This is a genomic window from Gemmiger formicilis, assembly GCF_018784445.1.
Taxonomy (GTDB): domain Bacteria; phylum Bacillota; class Clostridia; order Oscillospirales; family Ruminococcaceae; genus Gemmiger.
Window position 1 is genome coordinate 508,476 of record NZ_WQOH01000004.1, and the last position, 24,272, is coordinate 532,747.

22 protein-coding genes are annotated in these 24,272 nt (G+C 49.1%); 15 read left to right on the plus strand and 7 right to left on the minus strand.

Going from position 1 to position 24,272, the window contains the following annotated elements; genetic code table 11:
* Window positions 1-26: 26 nt before the first annotated feature.
* From GPK89_RS02580 to GPK89_RS02610, 7 genes are all read left to right on the plus strand, one after another.
* Window positions 27-683 (plus strand): vWA domain-containing protein, encoded by a 657-nt coding sequence (locus tag GPK89_RS02580; RefSeq protein ID WP_395590494.1) that lies wholly within the window; start codon window positions 27-29, stop codon window positions 681-683.
* A complete protein-coding gene (locus GPK89_RS02585; RefSeq protein WP_076917488.1) occupies window positions 683-1,342 on the plus strand; it encodes an SIMPL domain-containing protein in 660 nt (219 codons plus the stop codon). The genes GPK89_RS02580 and GPK89_RS02585 overlap by 1 nt, the downstream gene beginning before the upstream one ends.
* 236 nt (window positions 1,343-1,578) lie before the next feature.
* A complete protein-coding gene (locus tag GPK89_RS02590; RefSeq protein WP_005934759.1) occupies window positions 1,579-1,908 on the plus strand; it encodes a plasmid mobilization protein in 330 nt (109 codons plus the stop codon).
* On the plus strand, window positions 1,869-3,233 hold the full coding sequence (locus tag GPK89_RS02595; RefSeq protein WP_215691438.1) for a relaxase/mobilization nuclease domain-containing protein: 1,365 nt from the start codon (window positions 1,869-1,871) through the stop codon (window positions 3,231-3,233). The genes GPK89_RS02590 and GPK89_RS02595 overlap by 40 nt, the downstream gene beginning before the upstream one ends.
* Window positions 3,234-3,382: 149 nt before the next feature.
* Window positions 3,383-3,622 carry a helix-turn-helix domain-containing protein gene (locus GPK89_RS02600; RefSeq protein WP_035394654.1) on the plus strand — a complete coding sequence of 80 codons (240 nt, stop codon included), beginning with the start codon at window positions 3,383-3,385 and terminating at the stop codon, window positions 3,620-3,622.
* Between the two features lie 69 nt (window positions 3,623-3,691).
* Window positions 3,692-5,194 (plus strand): type I restriction-modification system subunit M, encoded by a 1,503-nt coding sequence (locus GPK89_RS02605; protein ID WP_215691439.1) that lies wholly within the window; start codon window positions 3,692-3,694, stop codon window positions 5,192-5,194.
* On the plus strand, window positions 5,184-5,744 hold the full coding sequence (locus tag GPK89_RS02610; RefSeq protein ID WP_215691440.1) for a restriction endonuclease subunit S: 561 nt from the start codon (window positions 5,184-5,186) through the stop codon (window positions 5,742-5,744). Before GPK89_RS02605 ends, GPK89_RS02610 begins: the two co-directional genes overlap by 11 nt.
* On the opposite strand, the gene GPK89_RS16210 is transcribed toward GPK89_RS02610, so the two are convergent.
* Entirely contained in the window at window positions 5,741-6,460 is a 720-nt protein-coding gene (locus GPK89_RS16210; protein WP_346344818.1) for a restriction endonuclease subunit S, read from the minus strand. The genes GPK89_RS02610 and GPK89_RS16210 overlap by 4 nt on opposite strands.
* A 37-nt stretch (window positions 6,461-6,497) precedes the next feature.
* Here GPK89_RS16210 and xerA point away from each other — a divergent pair, with 37 nt between their 5' ends.
* The 7 genes from xerA to GPK89_RS02650 all read left to right on the plus strand — a co-directional run bounded on the left by xerA (window position 6,498) and on the right by GPK89_RS02650 (window position 17,497).
* Window positions 6,498-7,481 (plus strand): site-specific tyrosine recombinase/integron integrase, encoded by a 984-nt coding sequence (gene xerA / locus GPK89_RS02620; RefSeq protein ID WP_215691442.1) that lies wholly within the window; start codon window positions 6,498-6,500, stop codon window positions 7,479-7,481.
* 13 nt (window positions 7,482-7,494) lie between these two features.
* On the plus strand, window positions 7,495-8,670 hold the full coding sequence (locus GPK89_RS02625) for a restriction endonuclease subunit S (protein ID WP_215691443.1): 1,176 nt from the start codon (window positions 7,495-7,497) through the stop codon (window positions 8,668-8,670).
* Between the two features lie 35 nt (window positions 8,671-8,705).
* Window positions 8,706-10,208: a hypothetical protein gene (locus GPK89_RS02630; protein WP_215691444.1), complete on the plus strand. Its 1,503-nt coding sequence runs from the start codon at window positions 8,706-8,708 to the stop codon at window positions 10,206-10,208.
* 16 nt (window positions 10,209-10,224) lie between these two features.
* Window positions 10,225-13,314, plus strand: a complete 3,090-nt coding sequence (locus GPK89_RS02635; protein ID WP_008816161.1) for a type I restriction endonuclease subunit R — start codon at window positions 10,225-10,227, stop codon at window positions 13,312-13,314.
* Window positions 13,315-13,340: 26 nt separating this feature from the next.
* Window positions 13,341-14,732 (plus strand): NYN domain-containing protein, encoded by a 1,392-nt coding sequence (locus GPK89_RS02640; RefSeq protein ID WP_008816162.1) that lies wholly within the window; start codon window positions 13,341-13,343, stop codon window positions 14,730-14,732.
* A 29-nt stretch (window positions 14,733-14,761) separates the two neighbouring features.
* Window positions 14,762-16,810: an ATP-dependent DNA helicase gene (locus GPK89_RS02645; protein WP_215691445.1), complete on the plus strand. Its 2,049-nt coding sequence runs from the start codon at window positions 14,762-14,764 to the stop codon at window positions 16,808-16,810.
* A gap of 75 nt (window positions 16,811-16,885) precedes the next feature.
* On the plus strand, window positions 16,886-17,497 hold the full coding sequence (locus tag GPK89_RS02650; protein ID WP_008816164.1) for a hypothetical protein: 612 nt from the start codon (window positions 16,886-16,888) through the stop codon (window positions 17,495-17,497).
* Between the two features lie 276 nt (window positions 17,498-17,773).
* On the opposite strand, the gene GPK89_RS02655 is transcribed toward GPK89_RS02650, so the two are convergent.
* Window positions 17,774-18,349: an SLOG family protein gene (locus GPK89_RS02655; protein WP_008816165.1), complete on the minus strand. Its 576-nt coding sequence runs from the start codon at window positions 18,347-18,349 to the stop codon at window positions 17,774-17,776.
* A 151-nt stretch (window positions 18,350-18,500) separates the two neighbouring features.
* On the opposite strand from GPK89_RS02655, the gene GPK89_RS02660 reads away from it, so the two are divergent.
* Window positions 18,501-18,830, plus strand: a complete 330-nt coding sequence (locus tag GPK89_RS02660; RefSeq protein WP_006573527.1) for a helix-turn-helix domain-containing protein — start codon at window positions 18,501-18,503, stop codon at window positions 18,828-18,830.
* Window positions 18,831-18,973: 143 nt separating this feature from the next.
* Here the strand turns inward: GPK89_RS02660 and GPK89_RS02665 are convergent, their stop codons facing one another.
* From GPK89_RS02665 to GPK89_RS02685, 5 genes are read right to left on the minus strand one after another with little or no spacing between them, the layout of a single operon-like run.
* Window positions 18,974-19,195, minus strand: a complete 222-nt coding sequence (locus GPK89_RS02665) for a hypothetical protein (RefSeq protein ID WP_058966976.1) — start codon at window positions 19,193-19,195, stop codon at window positions 18,974-18,976.
* Window positions 19,192-20,964, minus strand: a complete 1,773-nt coding sequence (locus tag GPK89_RS02670; protein ID WP_252261409.1) for an antirestriction protein ArdA — start codon at window positions 20,962-20,964, stop codon at window positions 19,192-19,194. The genes GPK89_RS02665 and GPK89_RS02670 overlap by 4 nt, the downstream gene beginning before the upstream one ends.
* Before the next feature lie 13 nt (window positions 20,965-20,977).
* Window positions 20,978-21,193, minus strand: a complete 216-nt coding sequence (locus GPK89_RS02675; protein WP_215691447.1) for a transposon-transfer assisting family protein — start codon at window positions 21,191-21,193, stop codon at window positions 20,978-20,980.
* Window position 21,194: 1 nt separating this feature from the next.
* On the minus strand, window positions 21,195-22,388 hold the full coding sequence (locus GPK89_RS02680; protein WP_215691448.1) for a DNA mismatch repair protein MutS: 1,194 nt from the start codon (window positions 22,386-22,388) through the stop codon (window positions 21,195-21,197).
* A gap of 12 nt (window positions 22,389-22,400) precedes the next feature.
* Entirely contained in the window at window positions 22,401-24,269 is a 1,869-nt protein-coding gene (locus tag GPK89_RS02685) for a DUF3849 domain-containing protein (RefSeq protein ID WP_215691449.1), read from the minus strand.
* Window positions 24,270-24,272: the final 3 nt, after the last annotated feature.

The following is a 24,272-nucleotide window of genomic DNA, read 5'->3' on the forward strand; positions in this document are numbered from 1 at the left end:
TATTTTTATATACGGAGGTACAAAACATGAGAAAGAACTTGACGGAGATCGTATTCATCCTTGATCGCAGCGGCTCTATGAGCGGACTGGAAACAGACACCATCGGAGGATTCAACTCCATGATTGAAAAGCAGAAAAAAGAGAATGGCGAGGCAATGATCTCTACCGTTCTCTTTGACAACGTGAGCGAGGTTATCCATGACCGTGTGCCGGTTCAGAAGGTGGATCCGATGACCGACAGAGACTATTCCGTTCGCGGCTGCACCGCGCTTCTGGATGCTATCGGCGGAGCGATTCATCACATTGGGAATGTCCATAAGTACGCAAGAAAAGAGGATGTCCCTGAACACACACTGTTCGTCATCACAACGGATGGCATGGAGAATGCAAGCCGCCGTTATGACAGCGAGAAGGTCAAGAAGATGATTGAGCGACAGAAGGAAAAGTACGGCTGGGAGTTTCTTTTCCTCGGTGCAAACATTGATGCAGTTGAGACGGCAAAGCATTTTGGAATTGGAGCAGATCGAGCGGTCAATTACCACTCTGACCGCGAGGGAACGCAACTCAACTATGAAGTTCTGAGCGAAGCGGTTTCCGCTGTCCGATGCAGCGTACCGCTGGGTACGAATTGGAAAAAACGTATTGATGAGGACTACAATTCCAGAAAGGACGGGAGAAAGTAATGAGAATAATCACCGTAAAAGGGACAGGCAATGTCTCCGCAAGACCGGATTACATCATCCTATCCCTGAACATTGAAGTCTTATCTGAAACCTATGACCGCGCAATGTCGGAAGCTGCCGAGAGAATCGAAAGACTGCAAGGTGCCGCAGTCCGCGTTGGGTATCGCAAGGAAGACCTGAAAACCACGAGCTTTGATGTCCAGACAAGGTACGAGAATGTCAAGGATCGGCAAGGAAATTACAAGCGAGAGTTTGCCGGATATGCTTGCAGCTATCGCTTGAAACTTGCCTTTGACTTTGACAGCAAGCAGCTTGCAAAGGTCATTTCTGCGATTGCGGATTGTGGGGCGCAACCAGAACTCAGCATTGCGTTCACCGTGAAAAACCCGGCAAGAGTCAGCGAAGAGCTGCTGATCAATGCGACGGAGAACGCCAGGGCAAAGGCGGAGATTCTTTGCAAAGCATCAGGCAGTACGCTTGGGCAGTTGCTCAACATCGACTACAACTGGGGCGAACTCAATGTTTTTTCCAGAACAAGCTACGATGTTGAAGACTGCATTCAGCCTCTCATGGCGATGAGCAAGTGCGCCGCACCTGAGATTGAGCCGGTTGATATTGATGTGACAGACACAGTGGCTTTCACATGGGAAATCCAATGATTTTTTGACTTTTTTGAAATCCGGTACTCAACAAACTCCCTTTTTGTGTCCGTTGTAAAGTGAAGGGACATTTCACGGAGGAATCTTCGGGGAATACGATTTTGGGAGATTAGCAAGCAAATCCGGTGAGTACCCACCGGAGAAAAATCAGTTAAGGAGACCCTGCCCTTAACATCAGATTTTTGCTTGTTGGGATAGTCCCAAACCCTTCTAATCTTTACGACGGAGGGCGCAGCATGGTACGAAGAACACGAGACATTCAGAAGAAGATTTGGCTGACACCACAGGAAGAACGGACGATTGCAAAGAAGATGGAGATGATCGGCACGGAGAACTTCGGTGCGTATGCAAGGAAGATGCTGATCGACGGCTACATCATCGTTGTGGACTACACAGAGCAGAAAAAGCTCGCCGCCGAAATCAACAAGATCGGCGTGAACATCAATACCGTCTGCCGCAGGATCAACTCGACGGGACGATTCTATCAGGACGATATTGACGAGCTGAAAGAAAAGATGGACGCGGTATGGCAGTTACTAAAATCAAAGCAATCCGAGGAACTTTGAGCAAGGCAATCGCGTACATTCTGAATCCCGAAAAGACCGATGAGAAGCTGCTGGTCTCGTCCTACGGCTGTGCCAGCGAGACCGCAGCGCGGGAATTTGAGTGGACGCGGAAAATAGCCGAGCAAAAAGGGATGAATCCGGTCAGGATCATAGCCCGTCATGTGATCCAGTCCTTTGAAATTGGAGAGGTCACACCGGAGCTTGCCCACGAGATCGGCAAGCAGTTTGCAGACGAAATCCTCGGAGGAAAATATGAGTATGTGCTGACCACTCACATTGACAAAGACCATGTTCATAACCATCTGATTTTCAATGCGGTTGACTTTGTGGACTACCACGCATACAAGAGCTACAAGCGGATTTACTATGATATGCGCGAGGTCAGCGACCGGCTCTGTAAGGAAAACGGTCTCTCTGTTATCCCTCCCTCTCAGAACAAAGGCATGGGCTACAAGGAGTACACCGAAGCCAAACGCGGCACGAGCTGGAAGCAGAAACTCAAGCAGACCATCGACCGGCTTGTCATTACAGCGAAGGATTACGATGATTTTCTGCGGCTCATGCAGGAAGCTGGTTATGAAATCAAGACCGGCAAATATATCTCCTTTCGCGCTGAAGGACAGGAGCGGTTTACCCGGTCTAAAACCATCGGAGAGAACTACACCGAGGAACGCATCAAGGAGCGGATTGCCGGACGGACGCCGCGCAGAAACCGGAGGCAGACCGTGCCGAAGGGCATCTCTCTCATCGGAGATATTCAGGAGCGGATCAGACTTATCGACAGCAAGGGCTATGAGTATAAAGCCAAGCTCACGATCCTCAAGGAAGCGGCACGGACGCTCAACTATCTCACGGAAAACAACTTGCTCCAATACGCCGATCTTGAGAAGAAGGTCGAGGATGTTCACAGCTCCTATGACCGCACCGGCAAGGAACTGAAAGGCGTTGAAGCACGTCTGCGGGAAGTCCAGCCGCTTATCAAAAACATCTCCAACTACCAGCGCCTCAAGCCCGTATATGACGCATTCCAGAAGGCAAAAGATAAGCCGGGTTTCAAAGCAAAGCACGCAGCCGAGCTTGTGATCTTTGAGGCAGCGAGAAGCACATTACTTGCCATGCAGGGCGATGAAAAACTGCCGAGCTTGAAGACACTGCAAGCGCAACAGCAGCGACTTCTTGATGAGCAACAGCGGCTCTATGATGAACGTGCGAAGCTCAAAAAAGAAGTAAAGCAAATAGAGACGATCAAGTCTAATGTTGATACGTTTCTCGCTCCTTCTGCTGACCATGACCGTGATCATCTGCGCAGCACACAGCGCGAATAGTCCTTTCAAAAGCAGGGCATCTCCTGTTGACCGGAGATGCCCTGCATCCTTGAGAGAAGGTTCGAGAAATTGAAACTTTTTCTTTAATTTCTGCATCAACGGATTGCTTTTGAGAATGAAATCCAGTATAATATTATAAGCGATGTTGAATGCAAGCAAGCGAAAGGATGGTTGCCGTGCGCATAAGCTATAAGAAACTATGGATGCTTCTTCTGGAACGCGACATAAAGAAGGCTTCTCTACGACATGAAGTAGGGCTGTCTGCCGGAACATGGACAAAACTGAATAAGGGGGAAGAAGTGTCCCTCTCTATTTTGCTGCGCGTTTGTGATTACTTGAACTGTGACATCGGAGATATATGTGAGGCTGTGCGAACGGACAAAAACTGAGTCCGGTTTTTCGTACAGCTCTTTTTGTAGAATAGTAAGTGTGAAACTATAACTTTGGAGGTTGCTGAAATGGCTGAGAATAATACAAGCAATATCGGCTTCGAAAAACAAATCTGGGACGCGGCTTGCGTCCTGCGCGGAAACATCGACGCATCCGAATATAAGTCGGTCGTTCTCGGACTGATTTTCCTGAAATACATTTCAGATCGCTTTGAGGCAAAGTACAAGGAGCTGGTTGAAGAAGGCGATGGATTTGAAGAAGACCAGGACGAATACACTGCCGAAAACATCTTCTTTGTCCCTGAGAATGCACGATGGAGCGCGATTGCTGCTGCCGCTCACACGCCGGAAATTGGCACGGTGATTGATGATGCAATGCGCAGTATTGAGAAAGAAAACAAGCGTCTCAAAGATATTCTTCCTAAGAACTTCGCCCGTCCAGAGCTGGACAAGCGGCGTCTTGGTGAAGTGGTTGATCTCTTCACCAATATTCAGATGATCGAGCATGGAAACAGCAAGGACATTCTCGGTCGCACATACGAATATTGTCTCTCAAAGTTTGCCGAACAGGAAGGCAAACTTGCTGGTGAGTTCTATACTCCCTCTTGTGTTGTGCGTACCCTTGTTGAGGTGTTGCAGCCGTTTAATGGACGTGTTTATGACCCGTGCTGCGGCTCTGGCGGTATGTTCGTTCAGTCCGCAAAGTTCATCGAAAATCATGGCGGCAACATCAACAAGATTTCCGTCTTTGGTCAAGACTCCAACCCGACCACATGGAAGATGGCGCAGATGAATCTTGCCATTCGCGGTATTGAAGCCGACCTCGGCAAGTTTAATGCAGACACGTTCTTTAACGATTGCCACCCTCAACTCAAGGCAGACTTCATTATGGCGAATCCTCCCTTCAATCTCTCCGGCTGGGGTGCAGATAAGCTCGTTGATGATGTCCGTTGGCAGTATGGTACGCCTCCTGCTGGAAATGCAAACTTCGCGTGGTTGCAGCACATGATCTGGCATCTCGCTCCGAATGGACGTATCGGTATGGTGCTTGCAAATGGTTCGCTTTCTTCGCAGTCCGGCGGTGAAGGTGAAATCCGCAAGAACATTATCAATGCTGACCTTGTGGACTGTATCGTTGCAATGCCGACGCAGCTATTCTACACGACGCAGATCCCGGTATCGCTCTGGTTCCTTGCAAAGAACAAGAAGCAAAAAGGCAAAACGCTGTTCATCGACGCACGGAAGCTCGGTACTATGGTCACACGAAAGCTGCGAGAACTGACGGATGAAGACATTAAGAAAATTGCCGACACTTACAATGCCTTCGTTGACGGAACACTCGAAGATGAAAAGGGCTTCTGTGCTGTTGTCACTACACAGGACATTGCAAAGCAGGATTACATTCTCACTCCGGGACGCTATGTTGGTATTGAGGAACAGGAAGATGACGGTGAGCCGTTTGAAGAGAAAATGGGGCGTCTGACTTCTGAACTGTCTGAGCTTTTCACTAAGTCTCATGAGCTTGAAGCTCAGATCAAAGAACGATTGGGGGCGATTGGATATGACATCTGAGTGGAACCACTTCGCGCTTGGTGAAATCACAGAGCTTGTTATTGATTATCGAGGCAAGACGCCCAAAAAACTTGGCGGTGATTGGTGCAAACAAGGATATAGAGCTTTATCCGCGAAAAACATCAAAACCGGACGCATCGTTCAGGCTGAAACTATCAGATATATTGACGAATCGTTGTATCGAAAGTGGATGAAGGATGAAGTTCAGCGCGGCGATATTCTCATTACATCAGAGGCTCCATTTGGACAGATTTTCTTCTGGGATAGCGACGAGAAGATTGTTCTTAGTCAACGTCTATTCTGTGTCAGAATTAAGCCTGAATACGATGCACGTTTTATCTATTACTACATGACAACCCCTGAATTTCAAAGTGAATTGGATGGACGTGCCACTGGTACGACCGTAATTGGCTTGCGCCAGCCAGAATTGATGAAATGTATTATCCGGTGTCCAGAGATTCAAGAGCAGAAAGTGATAGCTGCAATTCTTTCCTCTATTGATGCAAAGATTATTGCAAACGAAAAGGTAAACGATAATTTAGCGGCTTAGAGCTGGACGGCAGAGACATCAATCTCGCCGGACATGAGCTTGGGCAGGAGTGAATCGCGGAGTTCAGCCAATCGCGTGTTCTCTCGCTGGCGTGTTTTGATCATCTCAAACATTGGAGCAGTCGCAGAGTGAAATGACACTAATTCTGCGTCTGTTGGAACAACAAACGGCATAGCTTTTATGATTTTTGAATTAACTGCCGTGGCAATGGATGAGGTACTACCCATCGTTTGATAGTTGAAATCCTTCAAGTAGCAGTACAGATACTCGTTGATTTCTGGCTTGTCTGTTTTGAAGTGTGCAATAGCTTCATTGGTCACCATTGCGCCATCGGTAATTGCAACACGACCCACTGTCAGCTTGAAACTGAGAAGCACAGTGTTATCAGGAACAACTTTGATATTGAATTTATCCACGGATTCATGAGTCAAGTATTCCGAACTGTCTGCGATGTACATACCGCATCTTCCCATATCAGAAATTGACACCCAAATGCAATCAGTAGGATTCATGGAAAACCACTGTGCTTCCTTGCGCGGTGGAGTCTTACCGATTGAAATATCAAAGCATTCATCAGCGCGGCACTCTCGGCGGGCATCATTGTTGTTTTCAACAAACATTTGTCGATATAATGCCATTGCTTGCTGCTCTAAATTATCGTTTACCGTCTGAATAACTCTCACCAGTGGCGAGAGTTTTACAAAAGGGACTGCCACTGAATGTCGTTCTCTTACCTCGAAAGGAGACACGACAATGACAGAACAACTCATCACGGAGATACAGCGAAAAATGCTGCCATATCTCAATAACGAACAGCTCATGCACCTTCGGGATGCAATGGCTGAGACATTGGAAGGGGCAACGATCACCTATGATAGTGGCTCAATTCCAGCAGAAGAAACAGATGCAGTCGAAGCATTTATCACGGCAAAACGGATCGAAGGCTGCTCAGAGAAAACCCTGAGCTACTACCGGAAGACGATTGAATCTCTGATTGCCGGAGTCGGAAAGGCTGTGCAACAGGTCACCACAGATGATTTGCGCCGCTATCTAACCAACTATCAGGTTCAGCGAAGGTCGAGTAAAGTGACCATAGACAACATCCGCCGGATCCTGTCCAGTTTCTTCTCTTGGCTTGAGGATGAGGACTTCATCGTGAAAAGTCCGGTGCGACGGATTCATAAGGTGAAAACCGCAAAGGTTGTTAAGGACACCTACACCGATGAAGCGTTGGAGCTGATGCGCGACAACTGTACAACGGCGCGTGATTTGGCTATGCTTGATCTTCTGGCTTCGTCCGGAATGCGTGTTGGAGAACTGGTCACGCTAAACCGCGAAGACATCAACTTCAACGAACGCGAATGCGTGGTTATCGGCAAGGGCAATAAAGAACGATTGGTCTACTTCGATGCAAGGACGAAGATCCACCTTCAAAACTATCTTGAGGGGCGAACAGATGAAAACCCAGCTTTGTTTGTTTCCCTGAAAGCTCCCTTTGACCGATTGATGATTGGCGGAGTGGAGACACGCCTTCGGGAGCTGGGAAAGCGTCTGAATATCCCGAAGGTTCACCCTCACAAGTTCAGGCGTACACTGGCTACAACTGCCATAGACAAAGGAATGCCCATAGAGCAAGTCCAGCAGCTCTTAGGGCATCAGAAAATCGACACCACCATGCACTATGCAATGGTGAAACAACAGAATGTGAAGCTGGCACATAGAAAATACATCGGATAGGATGGTGTACCGCATGACAGAATGGATTGAGTGTACTCTTGATAAATTAGGAGAAATAGTTGGTGGGGCAACCCCATCTACAAAATGTGAAGACTACTACGGAGGCAGTATTCCGTGGATAACGCCCAAAGACCTATCTTCTTTCAAAGGAAGATACATAACCAGCGGGGAAAGAAATATAACCGAAAAGGGACTTGCGTCATGTTCTGCACAAATGATGCCGAAAGATGCTGTTCTCTTCACATCACGCGCTCCCATTGGTTACGTCGCAATCGCTTCTCAAAGTGTTTGTACCAATCAGGGATTCAAGAGTATTGTCGTAAATGAAAAAGCTGATCCGCTATTTGTTTACTACCTTTTGAAGTACAACAAGGACGCTATCGAAGCGATGGGAAGCGGAACCACCTTTAAGGAAGTATCAGGAAAAACGATGAGGGCTGTTAAGGTACGCATTCCCTTAGATGTCAGCTATCAAAAACGAATTGCTGCTGTGCTGGATAGCCTTGATACCAAAATTGAAAACAACGAAAGGATAAACGATAATTTATACGCTCAAGCCAAAGCTATCTTTGACAACCATTTTATCAATATTGATGCCATCCCTGCTGGATGGAGAAAAGGCAATCTCTTAGACATCGCCAATTACTTGAATGGACTTGCCATGCAGAAGTTCCGTCCTCAAGGGCATGAAATAGGTCTTCCAGTATTGAAGATTAAGGAACTCCGCCAAGGTTCATGTGATGATAGCAGTGAACTCTGCTCCTTGAGTATCAAGCCTGAATACATCATTCACAATGGCGATGTCATCTTCTCTTGGTCCGGAAGTCTACTTGTTGATATATGGTGCGGGGGAACTTGCGGATTGAATCAGCACCTTTTCAAGGTTACATCAGACGTCTATGACAAGTGGTTTTACTACCTGTGGACGGCTCACCACCTTGCCCGTTTTATTGCAATCGCTGCTGATAAGGCAACAACAATGGGGCACATCAAACGTGAGGAACTTGCCAAAGCAGAGGTCTTAATTCCTTGCGAAGAAGACTATACAAGCTTCAACTCTATCATGCAGCCTATTTTTGAGCTGATAATCTCGAACCGGATTGAGTCTCGTAAGCTGGCTGCACTTAGGGATGAACTACTACCAAAGCTGATGACCGGCGAGATCGACGTCTCCGACGTTCAGTTCTAAGCCGCTAAATTATCGTTTACGTTAGGAGGGATGAGATGAAATACTGCTTTTACTACGATGAGTCTGAGCATAGCAGGGTCATCAATCTCTCAACCGTTACTGGTGAGACATATTATGATGGTTTTCTGGCAGCTATTATCGGGTGGCGCAGCGATCACGAAACAGCTTTTGAACAGCGTTATCATGCTTTTGAAGAAAAATACGCTGATAGGAAGAAAAAAGGAGAGCTGAAAAGCGGAACGATAAAGCCGAAGCAGTTAGTTCATGGATTTGCCTCTCTCAACGAAGCAAATGTAAAGCTGCTTGGAGATTTCTTCTCCATCTTTGATGAGAACAGCTATATCTATCTGTTCTGTGCAAGCAAAATCGAATACGTTATCACCCAGATTTTCAAAGGCTATCGCAATAGCGTCTTCTTTGATATGGACGCTGCACGCTACTCAATAGTCAAAGCGATAGTTACATACCGACCCACAGAGGTAATTGAAAGCCTGTATAAAAGTCCAGCGGAGTTTGTAGCTGCGTTAATGACATTCTTGACGAACCGGATTAGGCGTAACAAAGAAAACCGCGAATTGAAGGCGCAGGAAAGCACGGCATTTGAAGCCGTCCTTTATGTCCTGAATAACGTCGATGTTCCGCAGTCCCTCACTTGGGACTACCATTCGCAGTTTGTCGGGTTTGGAAATTTCCTGAGCAGCAAGGGCATTCTTGATTATTCAGTCTTGCTTGACAAGGAAGGTGAAGCAGGAGACGAAAGCAAAACTCTCATTGCCGCGAAAGAAGCCAGTTTGAAGAATTGCGAAGAGGCAGACTCGATAGACCACTTTGGAATTAGAATGGCTGATATGCTGGTAGGAATTATCGGCAAACTGATGAAATCGCTATACCATTCCTTGACACCGACGCAGGACAGTCCCCGCATTGCGAAGACTCTTCTTAGCAAAGAATGGTTCAGACTAACCGATGGGCAGTTACAGCTATACAAGCAGCTTTATCATATCGTGTTCGAGATCAACAATGATTGGTATAAGGTCTATGCCGGTAATTATTCAGATGACCTTGTTAGCTTTTTGGGACTGCTGGATTTCATGAATCATTTCAATTCATCTAAAGACAGCGAACAAGACTTTGATATGCAACCGGAGTATTGTAATAGCTGCATCTGCCAAAGACTTGAAACCCATTTTGAGCAGATGAAAAACAAGCTGCCTGTTGAGCCGGTGAAAGATCAAGAAAAGGATTTTTTTAGGAATCGACGCGGCGCAAAAGTTTATCACGATGTAGACAGACAACCCATTCTGGAACTCACCAAAGGAAAAAACGCCTTTGTAGTTCTTTCTGTCGGTATTGCAAAGGGCGGCATCCCATTAGTCACTGTTGAGGCATCGCCTGAAAATCTATGTTATAGGCTGCCTGTACAGTTGAACGAATGGGCAATGACGCTGGTTTCAATGGCAAATACAGGGGAAGATTTATTTCCTGCTGAGGTAATCTTCACAAAAGCTGAAAACCGCATCTATGCGGATATTATATAGAGGGAGTTGAGTACAAATGTCGGGCTATTTTACCGAATCAAATTATGAGAATGCCGTCTTGCAGCTTCTCAATGAGGATCTTGGATATACCTATGTCTATGGACCGGACGTGGAGCGCGATTACCACTCTCCGCTTTATGAGGATGTCCTGCTGCCCTCTTTGCAGCGAATCAACAAAAACTTGCCAATGGATGCTCTGACGGAGGCAATCTATAAGCTCAAGAACTTTGAAACCGGAACGCTTTTGCAGAAGAACATGGTCTTTATGGACTACCTCCAAAACGGAGTCCCGGTAAAATACTATGACAAGGGTGAAGAACGCTCTACCCTTGTTTACCTTGTAGACTTCAAAAATCCTGCCAGTAACGAGTTCACAGTTGCGAATCAATGGACTTTCATTGAGAACTCCGAAAAAAGACCAGATGTGATTCTCTTTGTCAATGGTCTCCCACTCGTCATTGTGGAGTTGAAGTCTCCGTCCCGCGAAGAAACCGATGCTTCCGCAGCATACCGCCAGCTCCGGAACTATATGTATGAGATCCCCTCTATGTTCATTTATAATGCGGTATGTGTCATGAGCGACTTGACCACTTCAAAGGCTGGTACAATCACGTCCGGCGAAGACCGCTTTATGGAGTGGAAAACAACAGACGGCAGCTATGAGAATACGCAACACGCATCATTTGACACATTCTTTGTAGGACTGTTTGAGAAGACCCGCTTCCTTGACATCGTGAAAAACTTCATCTGCTTTAATGTGGATGGACAGAATACTTTCAAGATACTCGCCGGGTATCATCAGTATTTTGCAGTCAAAAAGGCGATTGAGTCTACAAAACACGCAACAGTGACGGACGGTAAGGGTGGCGTCTTCTGGCATACACAGGGCAGCGGAAAATCGTTGTCTATGGTCTTCTATGCTCATTATCTGCAAGAAGCGTTAGAAAGCCCCACTATCGTTGTCATTACCGACCGTAACGATCTGGACGACCAGCTTTACGGACAATTCGCCCGCTGCAAGGACTTCCTCCGGCAAACGCCGCAGCACGCTGAGAGCCGCAAGAATCTGAAAGAACTGCTTGCAAACAGACAGGCAAACGGCATAATCTTCACGACCATGCAGAAGTTTGAAGAAAGCAACGAAGCTCTTTCGGAACGCCGGAACATTATCGTGATGGCTGATGAAGCGCATCGCGGGCAATATGGTCTCAATGAGAAGGTTGTGGTCAAGCAGAAGGACAACGGCGAAGTCGAGGCGAAAACCGTTATCGGCACTGCCCGCATTATAAGAGACACGCTTCCTAATGCGACCTACATTGGATTCACCGGAACACCGATCTCCACAAAAGACCGCAGTACACGAGAGGTCTTCGGTGATTACATCGACATCTATGATATGACTCAGGCAGTTGAAGATGGCGCGACCAGACCCGTCTACTACGAGAGCCGTGTGATTCACCTGAAACTCGACGAGAACACCCTCCATCTGATCGATAATGAGTATGACATTATGGCTGACAACGCCGATCCGTATGTCATTGAAAAGAGCAAAAAGGAACTTGGTCAGATGGAAGCAATCCTCGGTGCCGACCAGACGATCAATTCCTTGGTAAATGACATTCTTGATCATTACGAGAATTACCGTGAGAATATCCTAACCGGCAAGGCGATGATCGTTGCTTATTCGCGTCCCATAGCAATGAAGATTTATAAGCGCATTCTTGAGCTACGCCCAGCGTGGACGGAAAAGATTGCAGTGGTCATGACGCAAGGCAATAACGATCCCGAAGAATGGCGTGAGATTATCGGCAACAAAGCTCATAAGGACGATATGGCGCGGAAATTCAAAGACAATAACTCTCCGCTGAAAATCGCTATCGTCGTGGATATGTGGCTGACCGGCTTTGATGTTCCCTCCCTCGCTACGATGTATGTCTATAAGCCAATGGCTGGACACAACCTGATGCAAGCTATCGCCCGCGTCAATCGTGTCTTCAAAGATAAAGAAGGCGGTTTGGTTGTTGATTACGTCGGTATTGCGGCTGCACTGAAACAGGCAATGAACGACTATACTGCCAGAGACAAGAAGAACTATGGTGATACAGATGTAAGCAAGGCTGCATATCCGAAGTTCCTTGAAAAGCTCTCTATTTGCAGAGATTTGTTCCACGGATTCAGTTATGAGAAATTCATGACCGGAAGCGACCTCGACCGTGCAAAGCTTATCAGCGGCGGCGTGAACTTCATACTCGGCAAGAGTGTTGCAGAGTACGATCTTCCCGACAATGAGAAGACACAGAATGTGTTTATCAAAGAAGCGCTACTTCTCAAGCAGGCACTTTCGCTGTGCAGCAGCTTGGTAGACGAGCAAACTCGCATGGAGGCGGCTTTCTTCGAGTCCGTAAGAACAATGACCGTGCGCTTGGTTTCAGGCGGTACCGGAAAGAAGTTTACGCTTCCGGAAGTAAATGAGCGCATTAACGAGCTATTGAAGCACAGCATCAAGAGCGAAGGCGTTATCAACCTCTTCTCCGATGTCCAGACTGAGTTTTCGTTGTTCGATCCGAAGTTCCTTGAAGAAGTGGCAAACATGAAGGAGAAGAATCTGGCAGTCGAACTTCTGAAAAAGCTGATTGCTGAACAAGTATCTGTTTATCGTCGTACAAACATTGTCAAATCCGAGAAGTTCTCCGAAATCATTCAGAGCGCAATGAACCGCTATTTGAACGGAATGTTGACCAACGAGGAAGTCATTCAAGAATTACTCAAGCTGGCGAAAGACATTGCCGCTGCTGCCGCCGAGGGTGAAAAACTCGGATTGACAGCGGACGAGCTTGCTTTCTATGATGCCCTCACAAAGCCGCAAGCAATCAAGGACTTTTACGAGCATGACGAGCTTATTGCTATCACGAAAGAACTGACAGATTTGCTTCGCAAAAACCAGACAATAGACTGGCAAAAGAAAGAGAGCGCAAGAGCTGGAATGCGCCGCCTGGTCAAAAGGTTGCTGAAAAAACACAAATATCCGCCAGAGGGTATGGATGATGCTGTCCAGACTGTCATGAGCCAGTGTGAGATGTGGACGGACAATGTAATGACCGCTTAACTCCCCCTACGAGAAAGGAGTAGATCATGGGCAATTCAGTCATGTTGAATGGCATCGAATATGCCGGAGAACAGATTGCCTACAAAGACAGCACCTATGAGCTTGTGTCAAAGGTCGCTTACCTGATCGGCGTCCCGCTTCGTATTTTCCAAAATGAACACGAGCCGCCGAAGATAGAGATATACAACCGGCTTGAACAGGATAAAAATGCCCGTATCATTCGTAATCTATGTATCATCCGCACCGCCATTGAGCGCAACTACCGGAAAATAAATGACATCATGCGAATGGAGTATCGAGGGCTGCTTTCAATGCCAGAGATCATCCCGGCTTCCAGTATGCAGCAGCTTTCAAATGACGGAATCAACTTTATCAAAAAGTCGAGTACAAAGCTCTGCCACCACATTATCGAGATCAACCGGCTGATTTCAGACCGCATTAACAACTGCAAAAGCCTCTTTCCAATCTGGATTAACTGGGCGTACATAAAAGAGCTGTTCATCATGCCAAACGGTTTGACAGAGGACGGAACGAAAGATGCTGCGGACATCTATTACGCAAGTCTCTCCTACTACCCCTATCAAATGTATATCAACTGGGTTCCAATGGACGAGGGTAATGTCCTCTATAATGATAAAAAGTTTGCTACCCTGCTTTATCAATGGCATTGCGACGCCTTCACGGAATACAGTAAAGTCTCCGATGCAGGGGATTTTGTAAAAAACAATATCTACGACTTCATAGATGACAGTGAGAAAACCGTATTGGTAGTGGACTGCGAAAACTCCGATCCGTACAAGCTGTGCGCCACGCTCAAAAATCTTGATTATGAGGTCATGCAGAAAATTACGGCGATCATTCTCTTTGATGACGTACATACTGCTACGGCGTGGCGGATTCTTGAAAACTACACCCGCATCCCCGTTGAACATATCATGATTGAGCGGATCAAGCAGAACAAATCACTGGTGGACATCAAACTCACCGCAAGAGCCTGTCAGGAACACTACCAGAAGCAAGTGGATTCCTTCGTCATCGTCTCAAGTGATTCCGACTACTGGGGACTGATTTCTTCCTTGCCGGACGCCAGATTTCTTGTCATGATTGAGCGGGAAAAATGCGGACCGGATATGAAGGCGGCACTTGCAGAATCCGGGATATTCTACTGCTATCTGGATGACTTCTACTCCGGCAACAGCGAGGACATCAAGAAAAACGCACTGTTCAAGGAGATGTACCGCTGGATTGACAACTCCGTTCACCTGAATGTCAACGATATGTTTGATGCAGCTCTGCGAAACACGAGGATCGAAATGTCTCCCGCAGAGCGGCGGCAGTTCTATGAGAAGCACATCAGGCACATGACGCTGACCATCGACGAGAACGGAAACGTCAGCATTGAACTGAAACGCGGATAGCCTTGGTTTCTATTCCGGGAGGAATGTGGATGGACAACAGATTCTATTTTGGATTCAATACATCGGAGGAACGGAAAAAGCGCAGAAAAGCAGAGCTGTACTCCATGAGTGAGCAAGTCAGCACCTTCTTTTGGGATGAAGCCCCGCAGCATGGATTGGAAATGCGTGAAGGGCAGCAGGATATGTCCTTTGAGATTGTGGACGCCCTCATAAATGATCAGCATTTTGCGATTGAAGCTGGCGTGGGCATTGGCAAGTCCTTTGGCTATCTTGTGCCGGTGCTGCTGTACAGCAAACGCATGAACAAGCCGGTTATCATCGCAACCTCGACCATTGCGCTTCAAGAACAGCTCTGGCGCGATGTCCACGCGGTAATGCCCCTTCTTGGGCTGAACAGAGATGTAATCCTCGCAAAAGGACAGACCCATTATCTCTGCAACAAACGCGCAGATGAGTATATGTGTGACCCGAAAGCAGACCCACCGGACGCGATCAAAGAAGGAATCAAGCAAGGGTATGAGGAACGCAAGGATTTCCCGGAGGTTTTGCCGCAAGGAGTCTGGGACAAGGTAAACGTGCAGCGGTTCAGCATGAAGAATTGTGGCTCCTGTGAAAAGAAGTGCAAGTATTACAAGATCCGCGCAGCATTAAAGTTTACGGATGGAGTGGTACTGTGCAATCAGGATTTTTTAACCCAGCATCTCATGAAACTCTGGCGCGGTCAGGAAGGGCTGATTAACGCCGCCGCTGATCTGCTTGTCGTGGATGAAGCACACAACTTGGATGATAAGGTGCGGAGTGCCACAACGGAGCGTTTCGGGCAAGGTATGCTCTTTGGAATGATTAAGAGCGCATTCTATGAGCTGCGATCCTTTGACCAGAGCAGTGTGTCAGGTGAAAAGCGAGAGGCAGAGAGCGCAATCATCGCCTTCTATAACTGCCTGAAAGCACAAGTCCAAAAGCAGATCAACGAGGCAGAACAGGATATGCGCTACGCTGACCGCTTTTTCTTTGACCAAAACGGCAGTGCGGTTGAGCTGCTTACTGAAATGAACGCCGCCATACACAACCTTTCGTCCAGCATTCAGATTTATTCCAGCATGGATTTCAGAAACAACCGTTCCTTTGCTGCCTCTGATGATCTGGATGCCGTCAGCGAATCCCTTTCGGAGCTTCTTGACCAGATAGACGATATGCTGATCTGGATCGAGCAGCACGGCAGCAACGCGGAACTCGTCTATTGCCCTAAAAACACGAGGGAAATTGTGAGCCGCCTATACTTCAATGGTGATGAAAGAACCATCTTGACCTCTGCCACGCTGACGAACGCCACGAGCGGGTCTCTGGAAGAACAGTATTCTTACTTTATCAGCAATACCGGCTTTCCCGCTGGTGATCGCGGCTGCTTATCCGAGCCAAAGCCTTCCCCATATCCATACGATGAACACGCCATGATCTACTATTGCGACGATCTCCCGCACCCGACCAGAGAACATGAAGCCTTCATTGAAAAGGGTGTGGAGCGGCTGCTTGAGATCCTGAGCATTTCCAATGGAAAGGCACTCGTGCTGTTTACGGCAAAGACCGACATGGAAGAGGTCTACTCCATTCTCAGTGAGAAAAATCTTCCGTACAAAATCTTGATGCAGCAGCCGGGATCGTCGCAGGACAAGGTGCTGAATGAGTTTAAGGAAGATACGAACTCCGTGCTTCTGGGGACGGGCGCATATTGGGAAGGCATCAGCATTGAAGGGAAAAGCCTTTCCAATGTCATCATTTTCCGGCTTCCGTTTCCTGTCCCCGATCCAATTATCGAGTATAAGTGTTCCATTGCTAAGGATGCTCTGATGGATGTTCGCGTTCCCGAAATGATTATCAAGCTCAAGCAGGGCATCGGACGATTGATCCGTAATTTCACAGACACAGGCATTGTCTGCATCATCGACCGAAGACTGCGGGACGAGCCGCCGGAACGCTATCATGACATCACATGGGACTCCCTGCCCATCAAAAATCGGACAAGCAGTTTGGACGAACTTAGGAAGTTTTACGAAGGTCTGCCCTCAGCCAAGGAATGATGATACAAACGGCAGTCTCTTCGGAAACATAGAGCAGCCCCCAAAAAAACGACAATCAGAAAACGGAGGTGTATCATGTTGTACAATGAAAATCTGCACGAAGAAGAACGACATCTGATCCAGCAGATTGCCGAGCAAACAGAGAGAGGTAAAATCGGCTGGGAACTGACGGAGTATAATCCGCTGTCATTTCTGAATGAGGACAAGATAGACAAAAACCCAGCAGTAATCTGTCAGTCCTTCTCCTTTGAAGCGATCATCGGCGGCTCCCGTTTCGAGCTTGATGTCATGGAGAATATTGATGTGCCGTCCGGTATGGGAGACTACACCATAACCTTGACGCGGGATGAAACCGAAAATTATCTTAAAATTGAGGATGCACTTTCCTTTGACTGTGACCGCTATGAATGCACACCGGAGGAAGTGGCAGAGCGATTTGCGGACAGCCCCATTGTCCGCCTCTGCAACGCCATCATTCCCGCCACGCTTGGGCAGGAGGATTTAGAAGAGGTCTTCACATGGGCAAGGTTTTTCAATGAGACTGGCATTTCTGCAAAGCTGATGAATCATCCTCTGACCAAGCTCTGTGAAAAGCTGTTCGACGAACACCGTCTGATGGACTTCCATCGCTGCGTCTTGGATGTGGACTATCGAAAGCAGCTCCTAAATGAACTGGCTCATAACTAAGACACGGAAAAACGCCCCCGACACTGTGCCAGACGCACAGTGCCGGGGGCGTTCCCGTTTCCAGCGATTTATTTTCCTCTCGGCAAGGTACTGTTCATAAGGTGACACTTTCCGTTTTGTGAAGCCGTGAAAATCCGATGTGTTCCGTGGAGATGTTCACTGGGCAGCATACGCCGTACACGTTTCCAATAATCACCAAGTAGTGCAATGTGTATTCACTATCGGGAAATACTTCACGGTTTTCGCAACGCTTGATTCAGAAGTGGGATTTTTGCCTTATTCCCGCGTGACATCAAGGGAAACCGGATTGATAACGATGATAGATTTGCCCTTTTTGTGGGCATATCTCACGGTGTTCCCGGTACCGCTGGGGCATCCATTCCATACTGCGAGAATATAATCGGCGTGATCTACCATGTACCGATTTCTCTTGTCCATGCAGTCCGGCGTGTACTCCCGTTGCAGCATGGTCTCCTTGTCACACTTTGCCGCGATATTATAATACCGTTCCCGTGAAGCCACAGACCATTTGATCGCTTGTGTCTCACAAGGGATTGCACTTTCCAGAGTAATGTGAGGGTATTTTGATTTCAAATCGAGTACAATTTCCGCAGCGTACATATCGACGCCAAGAGCCATGCCGGTAATAAAATGCGTGACGCCCTCGTTCTCGATGAGTGCTACAATCTGATCCCGCATAACAGATTTCAAAGAAGTACAACGCTTATCGGATTCATCAAAGCCGAACGGAAGACTCTGCGGTCTATGACCGGTAAACGCACAAGTCTTGCCTTGAACGGATTGCTTTTCAGCTTTTTGAGCAGACTTTCTAAACTCAATAATGCGCGACATGACACCCCTTCTTTCACTCTTTTGGTAGGTAACTCCATTCTATCACCCTCATCACGGACAGTCAACGCATTGTCGTTAGTAAAATCAACGACGGCGTACCGTGGATAATGACACCGCCGTTAGGTACACTAAATGCAAAGGTGGTGAGGCTATGCGAGAGAAGAAGGACATCAATATTGAAATCGGCGGCAATATTCAAGTGGCAAGAGAACAGGCGGGCTATACGCAGGACACGCTCTCAGAAATGCTTGGCATGACGCCGAATCACCTGAGCGCTATTGAGCGTGGTGCTTCCGGTATTTCTCTTGAAGCCTTGCAGCGTCTTTGCCGTTTGCTGGGCGTCAGTGCGGACCGAATTATCTTTGGGACCGATGAGCCAGAAGCGGAAGCCCTTGCGCTTGCCAGACGTATTTCGGATATAAAGCCGGAATACCGGCAACAGGTTCAAGAGCTGCTGTCCGCTATTTTGAATATGTCATAAAAAAAGAGCCTCTGCCGACACCCAAAACGGGCATCGACAGAGGCTTTTGGTTCGTTTTCCGGGCATTCAAACAAGTGCCGAAATCGACACTTATTCTCGCTCTATTGCTGGAACTGTGCGGGGAATATAATCACACTGGGCGGTCATTCCTCGTCGCTCTGAGGCTTGCAATCACAGGCTTTTTCGACCCCTAACTGTCTACACCGCGATGCCTTGCGGGAGAAGTGCGGACAGGCGATGAGATCCGCACGGAAGCTCTGCTTGCAGCTATGGACGCAGCGGACGCAGAAGCGGTTATACTTCCGGCGTCCGCTATCTCCTATGAAGAACGACCACTCCTGCCGCCACTTCTGACTTCTGCTCACAGCTCAATCTCTCCTTTGTGCTTTTGGGGAGGGCAGCATTCCTTCTGCTTTTCAGCCTTTGCGGACTTGAGCCTGTCCATGATGGAGGACTTCTCGCTCCTTTCGGGGGCTTTGACCTCTGCGGTCTTGTCCTCCTTCGGACCGTTGTTGATGATCCCATCAATCATGCCGTAGTCATCCTCCATCGACATCTCCGCTGCCTTGAGATAGTTTTCCTTCTCAAGAGCCGCCATCCAGCTTTCCTTGCTGATACCGAGCATTCCGCCCTTTGCCGCATGATCGGCAATCTCCTTTGCATCCACGCACAAGCCCTCGGTGTTATCCGAATAGAGCCGGTACACCTCGCAGCCCTTCTCCAAAGCCTTCTCAGCCGCTTCCTGTCCAGCGGGAAGAACGCCAGCCCATGCGTAGCCGTAGTCCTTCATATCTTGAACGGAGAGCGCAGGATCGGGCATTTCCGGCACTTCCTTGACCTCAAGGTCGAGAAGGCGGAGTGTGTCATCGTCAAAGCCGTTGTAGACATCATCAAGGACGAGCTTGCCACGCTCATCGACAATGATACAGGCAGCTTCATCGCCGTAGGTGTCATGCTCCATCAAATAAAAACTGTGACCGCCGACTTCGTGCTGGTCAATGGTGTGCCACGTCCCGATGTGACCGGCAACCGTCAGACCGGAGGTGTCGGCGTTCATCTCAAAGTCCTTCTGCTCGATGCTCTCCTGCTTCTGCTGTTCCTTCGAGATCATGGGGATCGCCACAATCTTATCGCCCAGCTTGACAAACTGCTCCGGAACTTTGAAGAGGTCAGAGAACTTCTGCATCTGCTCTACGGTCAGAGAGCCGAAGCTGTCATCCGTCAAACCGACTACCATAAATGTTCCGGCAACAACATCGTAGATGTCACCGTCCTCATCACGCAGAGCGCGGTTCAGGGGCAGACCTTCCAGCTTGCCTTCCTCGTTGCAGACTAAGGCAACCGGGTCTTCGTAGGGATAAATTGCCTCGATGCAGCCGCCGACCTCATGCTGCAAGGACTTGAGATCCGAGTCAATCTCCTTCACATAAGGCTCCTTTCCCGGCTCAACGACGAGAACGGCGATGGTGCTGTCACGCTCGGCGTCTTCCCCTGAGCCGGTGATCCGGTATTCGTCGGGAATATCGTCCAGCTCACCGTTAAACTGTCTGTCCCAGCGTTCGCTTGCGACGCGGACATAGCCCTCATCGGTGAAACGTCCCTGCTCATCCATCGCAATGTCGCGCCCATAGCGTTCATAGTCGATGTAATTTGCCAGTGGACCGAGATCCTTTTCAGAGTAGATACCGGCTTCGTGGGCGTAATAGTAGCCGAGATCGGATTCGTCGTTGATACCGGGCATGATGTCGTAGCAGTCCAGATTGAACGTCAGGTTGATGAGATCGTCGATGTCGCTGACCTCATCGCAGCCAGCCTCCATAATGGCAACGAGCTTTTCCTGATCGCTCAGGGAAAGCTCGTCAATCAAAGCGGCGAGATAGTTGAGCTTATCAAGACTCTCGTACTCGCCAAGCATCTTCTGGACGCCGTAGATCGGACTTTCGTAGTCGGTGATAAACCACTCTTCATAGGGCTGACCGAACTCGTCCTGCTGACCGATCCCGATGCGCTCAAAGACATTCTGCATCTCTTCCTCGGTGGTGGGCAGTTTCACCCACTCACCGACCAGCATACCCTCATTGTACTTGCCAAGGTTCGTGACGAAGGCTTCAAAATTGCCGTCTAATACAGGCATAGGCATCCTCCTTTCAATCATCCACCATGCCGTCCGGCATGATATACAGTTCCTCAAACTCCGTGTCCGTCATGGCTTCGAGCTTCCGGATGGTCTTATACATCAGCTCTGCGATCTCACCGTCCATGTCGTTCAGGGTGACGCTCTTCATATCGTCGATCAGCCGCTTCCGGCTGGACGTATTGAAGCAGCACATGAGGTTGAGTTCTTCTACGGTAAAGTTTTTCATATCAGAGTTCCATATCCTTTCCTTTCAATTTCTGTGGCTTCGGTGTGTGGGGCGGCTGGGCTTTCTGTGCGGATTTCAGCTTGTCGCGGATGGATTCACGGGCAGCGGGCTTCTTTGGGATGGTGTCGTAGATGGCAGTTCCGGCATCCTCCACATAGGCGCGGACATACTGGATGCTCTCAGAAAAGCGGATGGGGCGGTTCTTGTCCTCGATGTTGGTCAGTTGGACTTCATCGGCGGCAGAATCAACCGCGTCAATTCTGCACTTGATTCCATCCACATTCAGTGTCGCACCGACAGGAATGTAATCTGCGGCTTTGAGTTCCTTGAAGGTCTCGCCGTCCTTGCTGAGAAAGACATCTGCGCCGGACTTCCAGAGCTTGTGAGAACCGGCTACCCATGCGCTTTCACGGAAGCCGGTCACTGGCATGGAGGGCTTGCCGCGTACCTTCTTCTCAAGGAGCTTTGTGCCGAGCAGGGGCGCGGCTTTTTCCGCGTCCTTGCCGTACAGCTCAAAATAGCCATTCTGGGCAAAGCAGACCAGCGCGTCAGGGTGAGCCTTTTTGACCGCCTCGTACTTCCGAAGTTCTGCAACGGGCAGAGGCGAAAGCGTCTCTGTCCTTCCTGCATCCGGCAGTCTGTCAAGGCGGGTTTTTTGCTTGGACAGCACTTCCGCCAGAGCCTCCGCATCCTTTGGGAGCGTCTGGCGGGTTTTGACGCCGCCATGCTCACCGACCAGAGCCATTGCTGCATCGAAGCTGCTGCGGCAGGGGGCTTCCAGTACAAAGCCGTCTGCGAAGGTCAGCCGGTCATGGTCCGGCGCAACCGAGTTCTGCGCCACATTTGCCGCCTGTTCCCGGTAGTTGATCTCAAAGACATCCCCGAACACCTTGCCGCGCTTGACGGTTTTCGGGACAATAACGCGGGCAACGCACTCGTCGTAGGTCTGTTCCGCATAGAAACGGAAGGTGTTGTGATCCCGCGTTCCCTGAATAAAGACTTGATTTTCATTGAGGCAGTGCGTTCCATGCGGACGGCAGAACCACATCAGCGTTTTCTCTCCGGGATTCCGGCTTTCGGCAGCGCGGCGGATGATGCGCTTGTCGATGTCGAAGTCTTCTTTGTAGCTGTCTACATGACTGTCCACGAGCTTCTGCAGCTCCGCAACGATGTCAACGTCTGTGTATTTCTTCATGCGTCTCCTTTCTCACAACTCCATGTCGTGCGTTTTGGATTTGACCGGAGACTTTTTCTCCGGCTGCTGTTTTGCAGCAGTCCTGAGCTGATCACGGATGGAGGGCTTTTCCTGCTTCTGCTCCTGCTTGACGTATTCCAGCGTCGGCATCAGCTCACGGTAACAGCCTTGCGTTTTCCGCGTCGCATGACGGCGATGGATTTTGAACAGCGGCTCGCCATTCTGCGTGACCGTGTTGCCCTCAATCCTGACGCCGTTCCGTGCCAGCAGATTGAAGGAGTGGTTAGAGGCGCGGTAGGACGCCCGCATACCGTCGTTGTTATAGGCAATCTGCCCCTTGAGCGTGTCCATGACGGCGGCTTTGATCTCCTTCTCTTCGGCAGTCAGGCGGTGCGCTTTCGGTGCTTTTGCCGCTTCCTCCGGCAAGGGGGCAAAGGGAGACTTGACCTCCACAGTTTTTACCTCAATAGAGGTAATCTCACCGTTCTCCCATGCAACGACCTCCGGGTCTCTTTTCTCTGCCTTCTCGGAAGTAGCTTCTTTCTGGGGTTCAGTCTGCTGACGGAACGCATCGACGAAAAGTGCCGTCAGTCCGGGATTGGGTTTATCCACAAGGAAGCGGGAGGCATTCTCCGGGCAGACATCAATGCTCTTTGCCCATTCCTTGAGGGGCTGCGGAATACGCCCGTCAAAGTCTTTCTGCTGAATGGTGTTTGCAAGGACATATCGGACACGCTCCGGAGAGAACTGCTCAAGGACGCTTTTCACGGCAGCATCCGCATCCAGCCGGTTGTCTCCGTAGTTAGAACTGATTGCCGCCTCAATCGCACGGCGGCATTCCACGTTTGCAGCGAGAGAAGCACGATATGACTCCAGCTCACCGGCTTCATAGGCATAATTCGCCGTCTCGCGGTAAATGGGGGCTTCCGGCTTTTTCTCCGGAACAGCTTCCTGCTCGACGGACTGCGCTTTCTCTGCCAGCAGCACCTTGAGCTTGGCGTCAATGCCCTCGATCATTTCAGCCGCCGTCTTGCGGATGGTGTCCAGAGAGCTTTTCAGTTCCTTGGTTTCCTTGCCGGATGACCAACCGGCGATGTAGCCGAAGGAATAGTCCGAGGTTTCAATGCCGTAACGCTGGCAGACGGTGTAGGCAACGCTCTCCGCCTCAACCTCCTTGGTGTGACGATCCTTCTTATCTTCGGGAGCGGCTTTCTCGTCCGGCTTGAAAGCGTGGAGCTTTGCGTGGGCGATCTCGTGAATGGCGGTTTTGACCGTCTGGATTTCGCTCATGCCTTCCTGAATGGCAATGCGGCTTTCAACCGGCGAGAAGAATCCCTTTGCACCGCCCGGAATGTCCTCAAAGGAAATAGGGACGGGAGATTCCTGCTTGAGTGCATCGAAGAACGCCTCGTAGTTCTCGACGGTGCCTTTCAGCTCATCGACAATGATGTCCGGAAGCTCCTTGCCGTCCGTCTGGGAGACATCGAACACGCTCACCACCTTGAAGGCAGGCCGCAGAACCTCAACCGTCTCCGTGACAGCCTTCCCATCTACGCCGATCACCGGCTTCTGCGTCAAAGGATCAATCTTCTCACGCTCTTCCTGCGCCTTGTACGGCGCGGGTGCAAGAATCTTGATGCCCTTTTCGCCCTTCATGACCTGACGGTCAAAGTTGCGCTGCCACGAGGTATAACCGGCAACATAGGTTGCCTCCGGCTTCTGCATCGCAATGAGCAGCGTGTTGTTGAAGGAATAGTTGTAGAACTTGGACATCGTGCGGAGATATTCCTTGAACCGCTCGGATTCAAAAAGCTCTTTGATGCCCTGTTGCAGCTTGTCCGTGATTTCGCGGACTTGCTGTGCATTTTTGTTTTCAGCCATCTC

Coding starts and splice junctions, on each gene's coding strand:
- GPK89_RS02580 (WP_395590494.1), top strand. CDS start 27: ATGAGAAAGAACTTGACGGAGATCGTATTCATCCTTGATCGCAGCGGC.
- GPK89_RS02585 (WP_076917488.1), top strand. CDS start 683: ATGAGAATAATCACCGTAAAAGGGACAGGCAATGTCTCCGCAAGACCG.
- GPK89_RS02590 (WP_005934759.1), top strand. CDS start 1,579: ATGGTACGAAGAACACGAGACATTCAGAAGAAGATTTGGCTGACACCA.
- GPK89_RS02595 (WP_215691438.1), top strand. CDS start 1,869: ATGGCAGTTACTAAAATCAAAGCAATCCGAGGAACTTTGAGCAAGGCA.
- GPK89_RS02600 (WP_035394654.1), top strand. CDS start 3,383: ATGCAAGCAAGCGAAAGGATGGTTGCCGTGCGCATAAGCTATAAGAAA.
- GPK89_RS02605 (WP_215691439.1), top strand. CDS start 3,692: ATGGCTGAGAATAATACAAGCAATATCGGCTTCGAAAAACAAATCTGG.
- GPK89_RS02610 (WP_215691440.1), top strand. CDS start 5,184: ATGACATCTGAGTGGAACCACTTCGCGCTTGGTGAAATCACAGAGCTT.
- xerA (WP_215691442.1), top strand. CDS start 6,498: ATGACAGAACAACTCATCACGGAGATACAGCGAAAAATGCTGCCATAT.
- GPK89_RS02625 (WP_215691443.1), top strand. CDS start 7,495: ATGACAGAATGGATTGAGTGTACTCTTGATAAATTAGGAGAAATAGTT.
- GPK89_RS02630 (WP_215691444.1), top strand. CDS start 8,706: ATGAAATACTGCTTTTACTACGATGAGTCTGAGCATAGCAGGGTCATC.
- GPK89_RS02635 (WP_008816161.1), top strand. CDS start 10,225: ATGTCGGGCTATTTTACCGAATCAAATTATGAGAATGCCGTCTTGCAG.
- GPK89_RS02640 (WP_008816162.1), top strand. CDS start 13,341: ATGGGCAATTCAGTCATGTTGAATGGCATCGAATATGCCGGAGAACAG.
- GPK89_RS02645 (WP_215691445.1), top strand. CDS start 14,762: ATGGACAACAGATTCTATTTTGGATTCAATACATCGGAGGAACGGAAA.
- GPK89_RS02650 (WP_008816164.1), top strand. CDS start 16,886: ATGTTGTACAATGAAAATCTGCACGAAGAAGAACGACATCTGATCCAG.
- GPK89_RS02655 (WP_008816165.1), bottom strand. CDS start 18,349: ATGTCGCGCATTATTGAGTTTAGAAAGTCTGCTCAAAAAGCTGAAAAG.
- GPK89_RS02660 (WP_006573527.1), top strand. CDS start 18,501: ATGCGAGAGAAGAAGGACATCAATATTGAAATCGGCGGCAATATTCAA.
- GPK89_RS02670 (WP_252261409.1), bottom strand. CDS start 20,964: ATGCCTGTATTAGACGGCAATTTTGAAGCCTTCGTCACGAACCTTGGC.
- GPK89_RS02675 (WP_215691447.1), bottom strand. CDS start 21,193: ATGAAAAACTTTACCGTAGAAGAACTCAACCTCATGTGCTGCTTCAAT.
- GPK89_RS02680 (WP_215691448.1), bottom strand. CDS start 22,388: ATGAAGAAATACACAGACGTTGACATCGTTGCGGAGCTGCAGAAGCTC.
- GPK89_RS02685 (WP_215691449.1), bottom strand. CDS start 24,269: ATGGCTGAAAACAAAAATGCACAGCAAGTCCGCGAAATCACGGACAAG.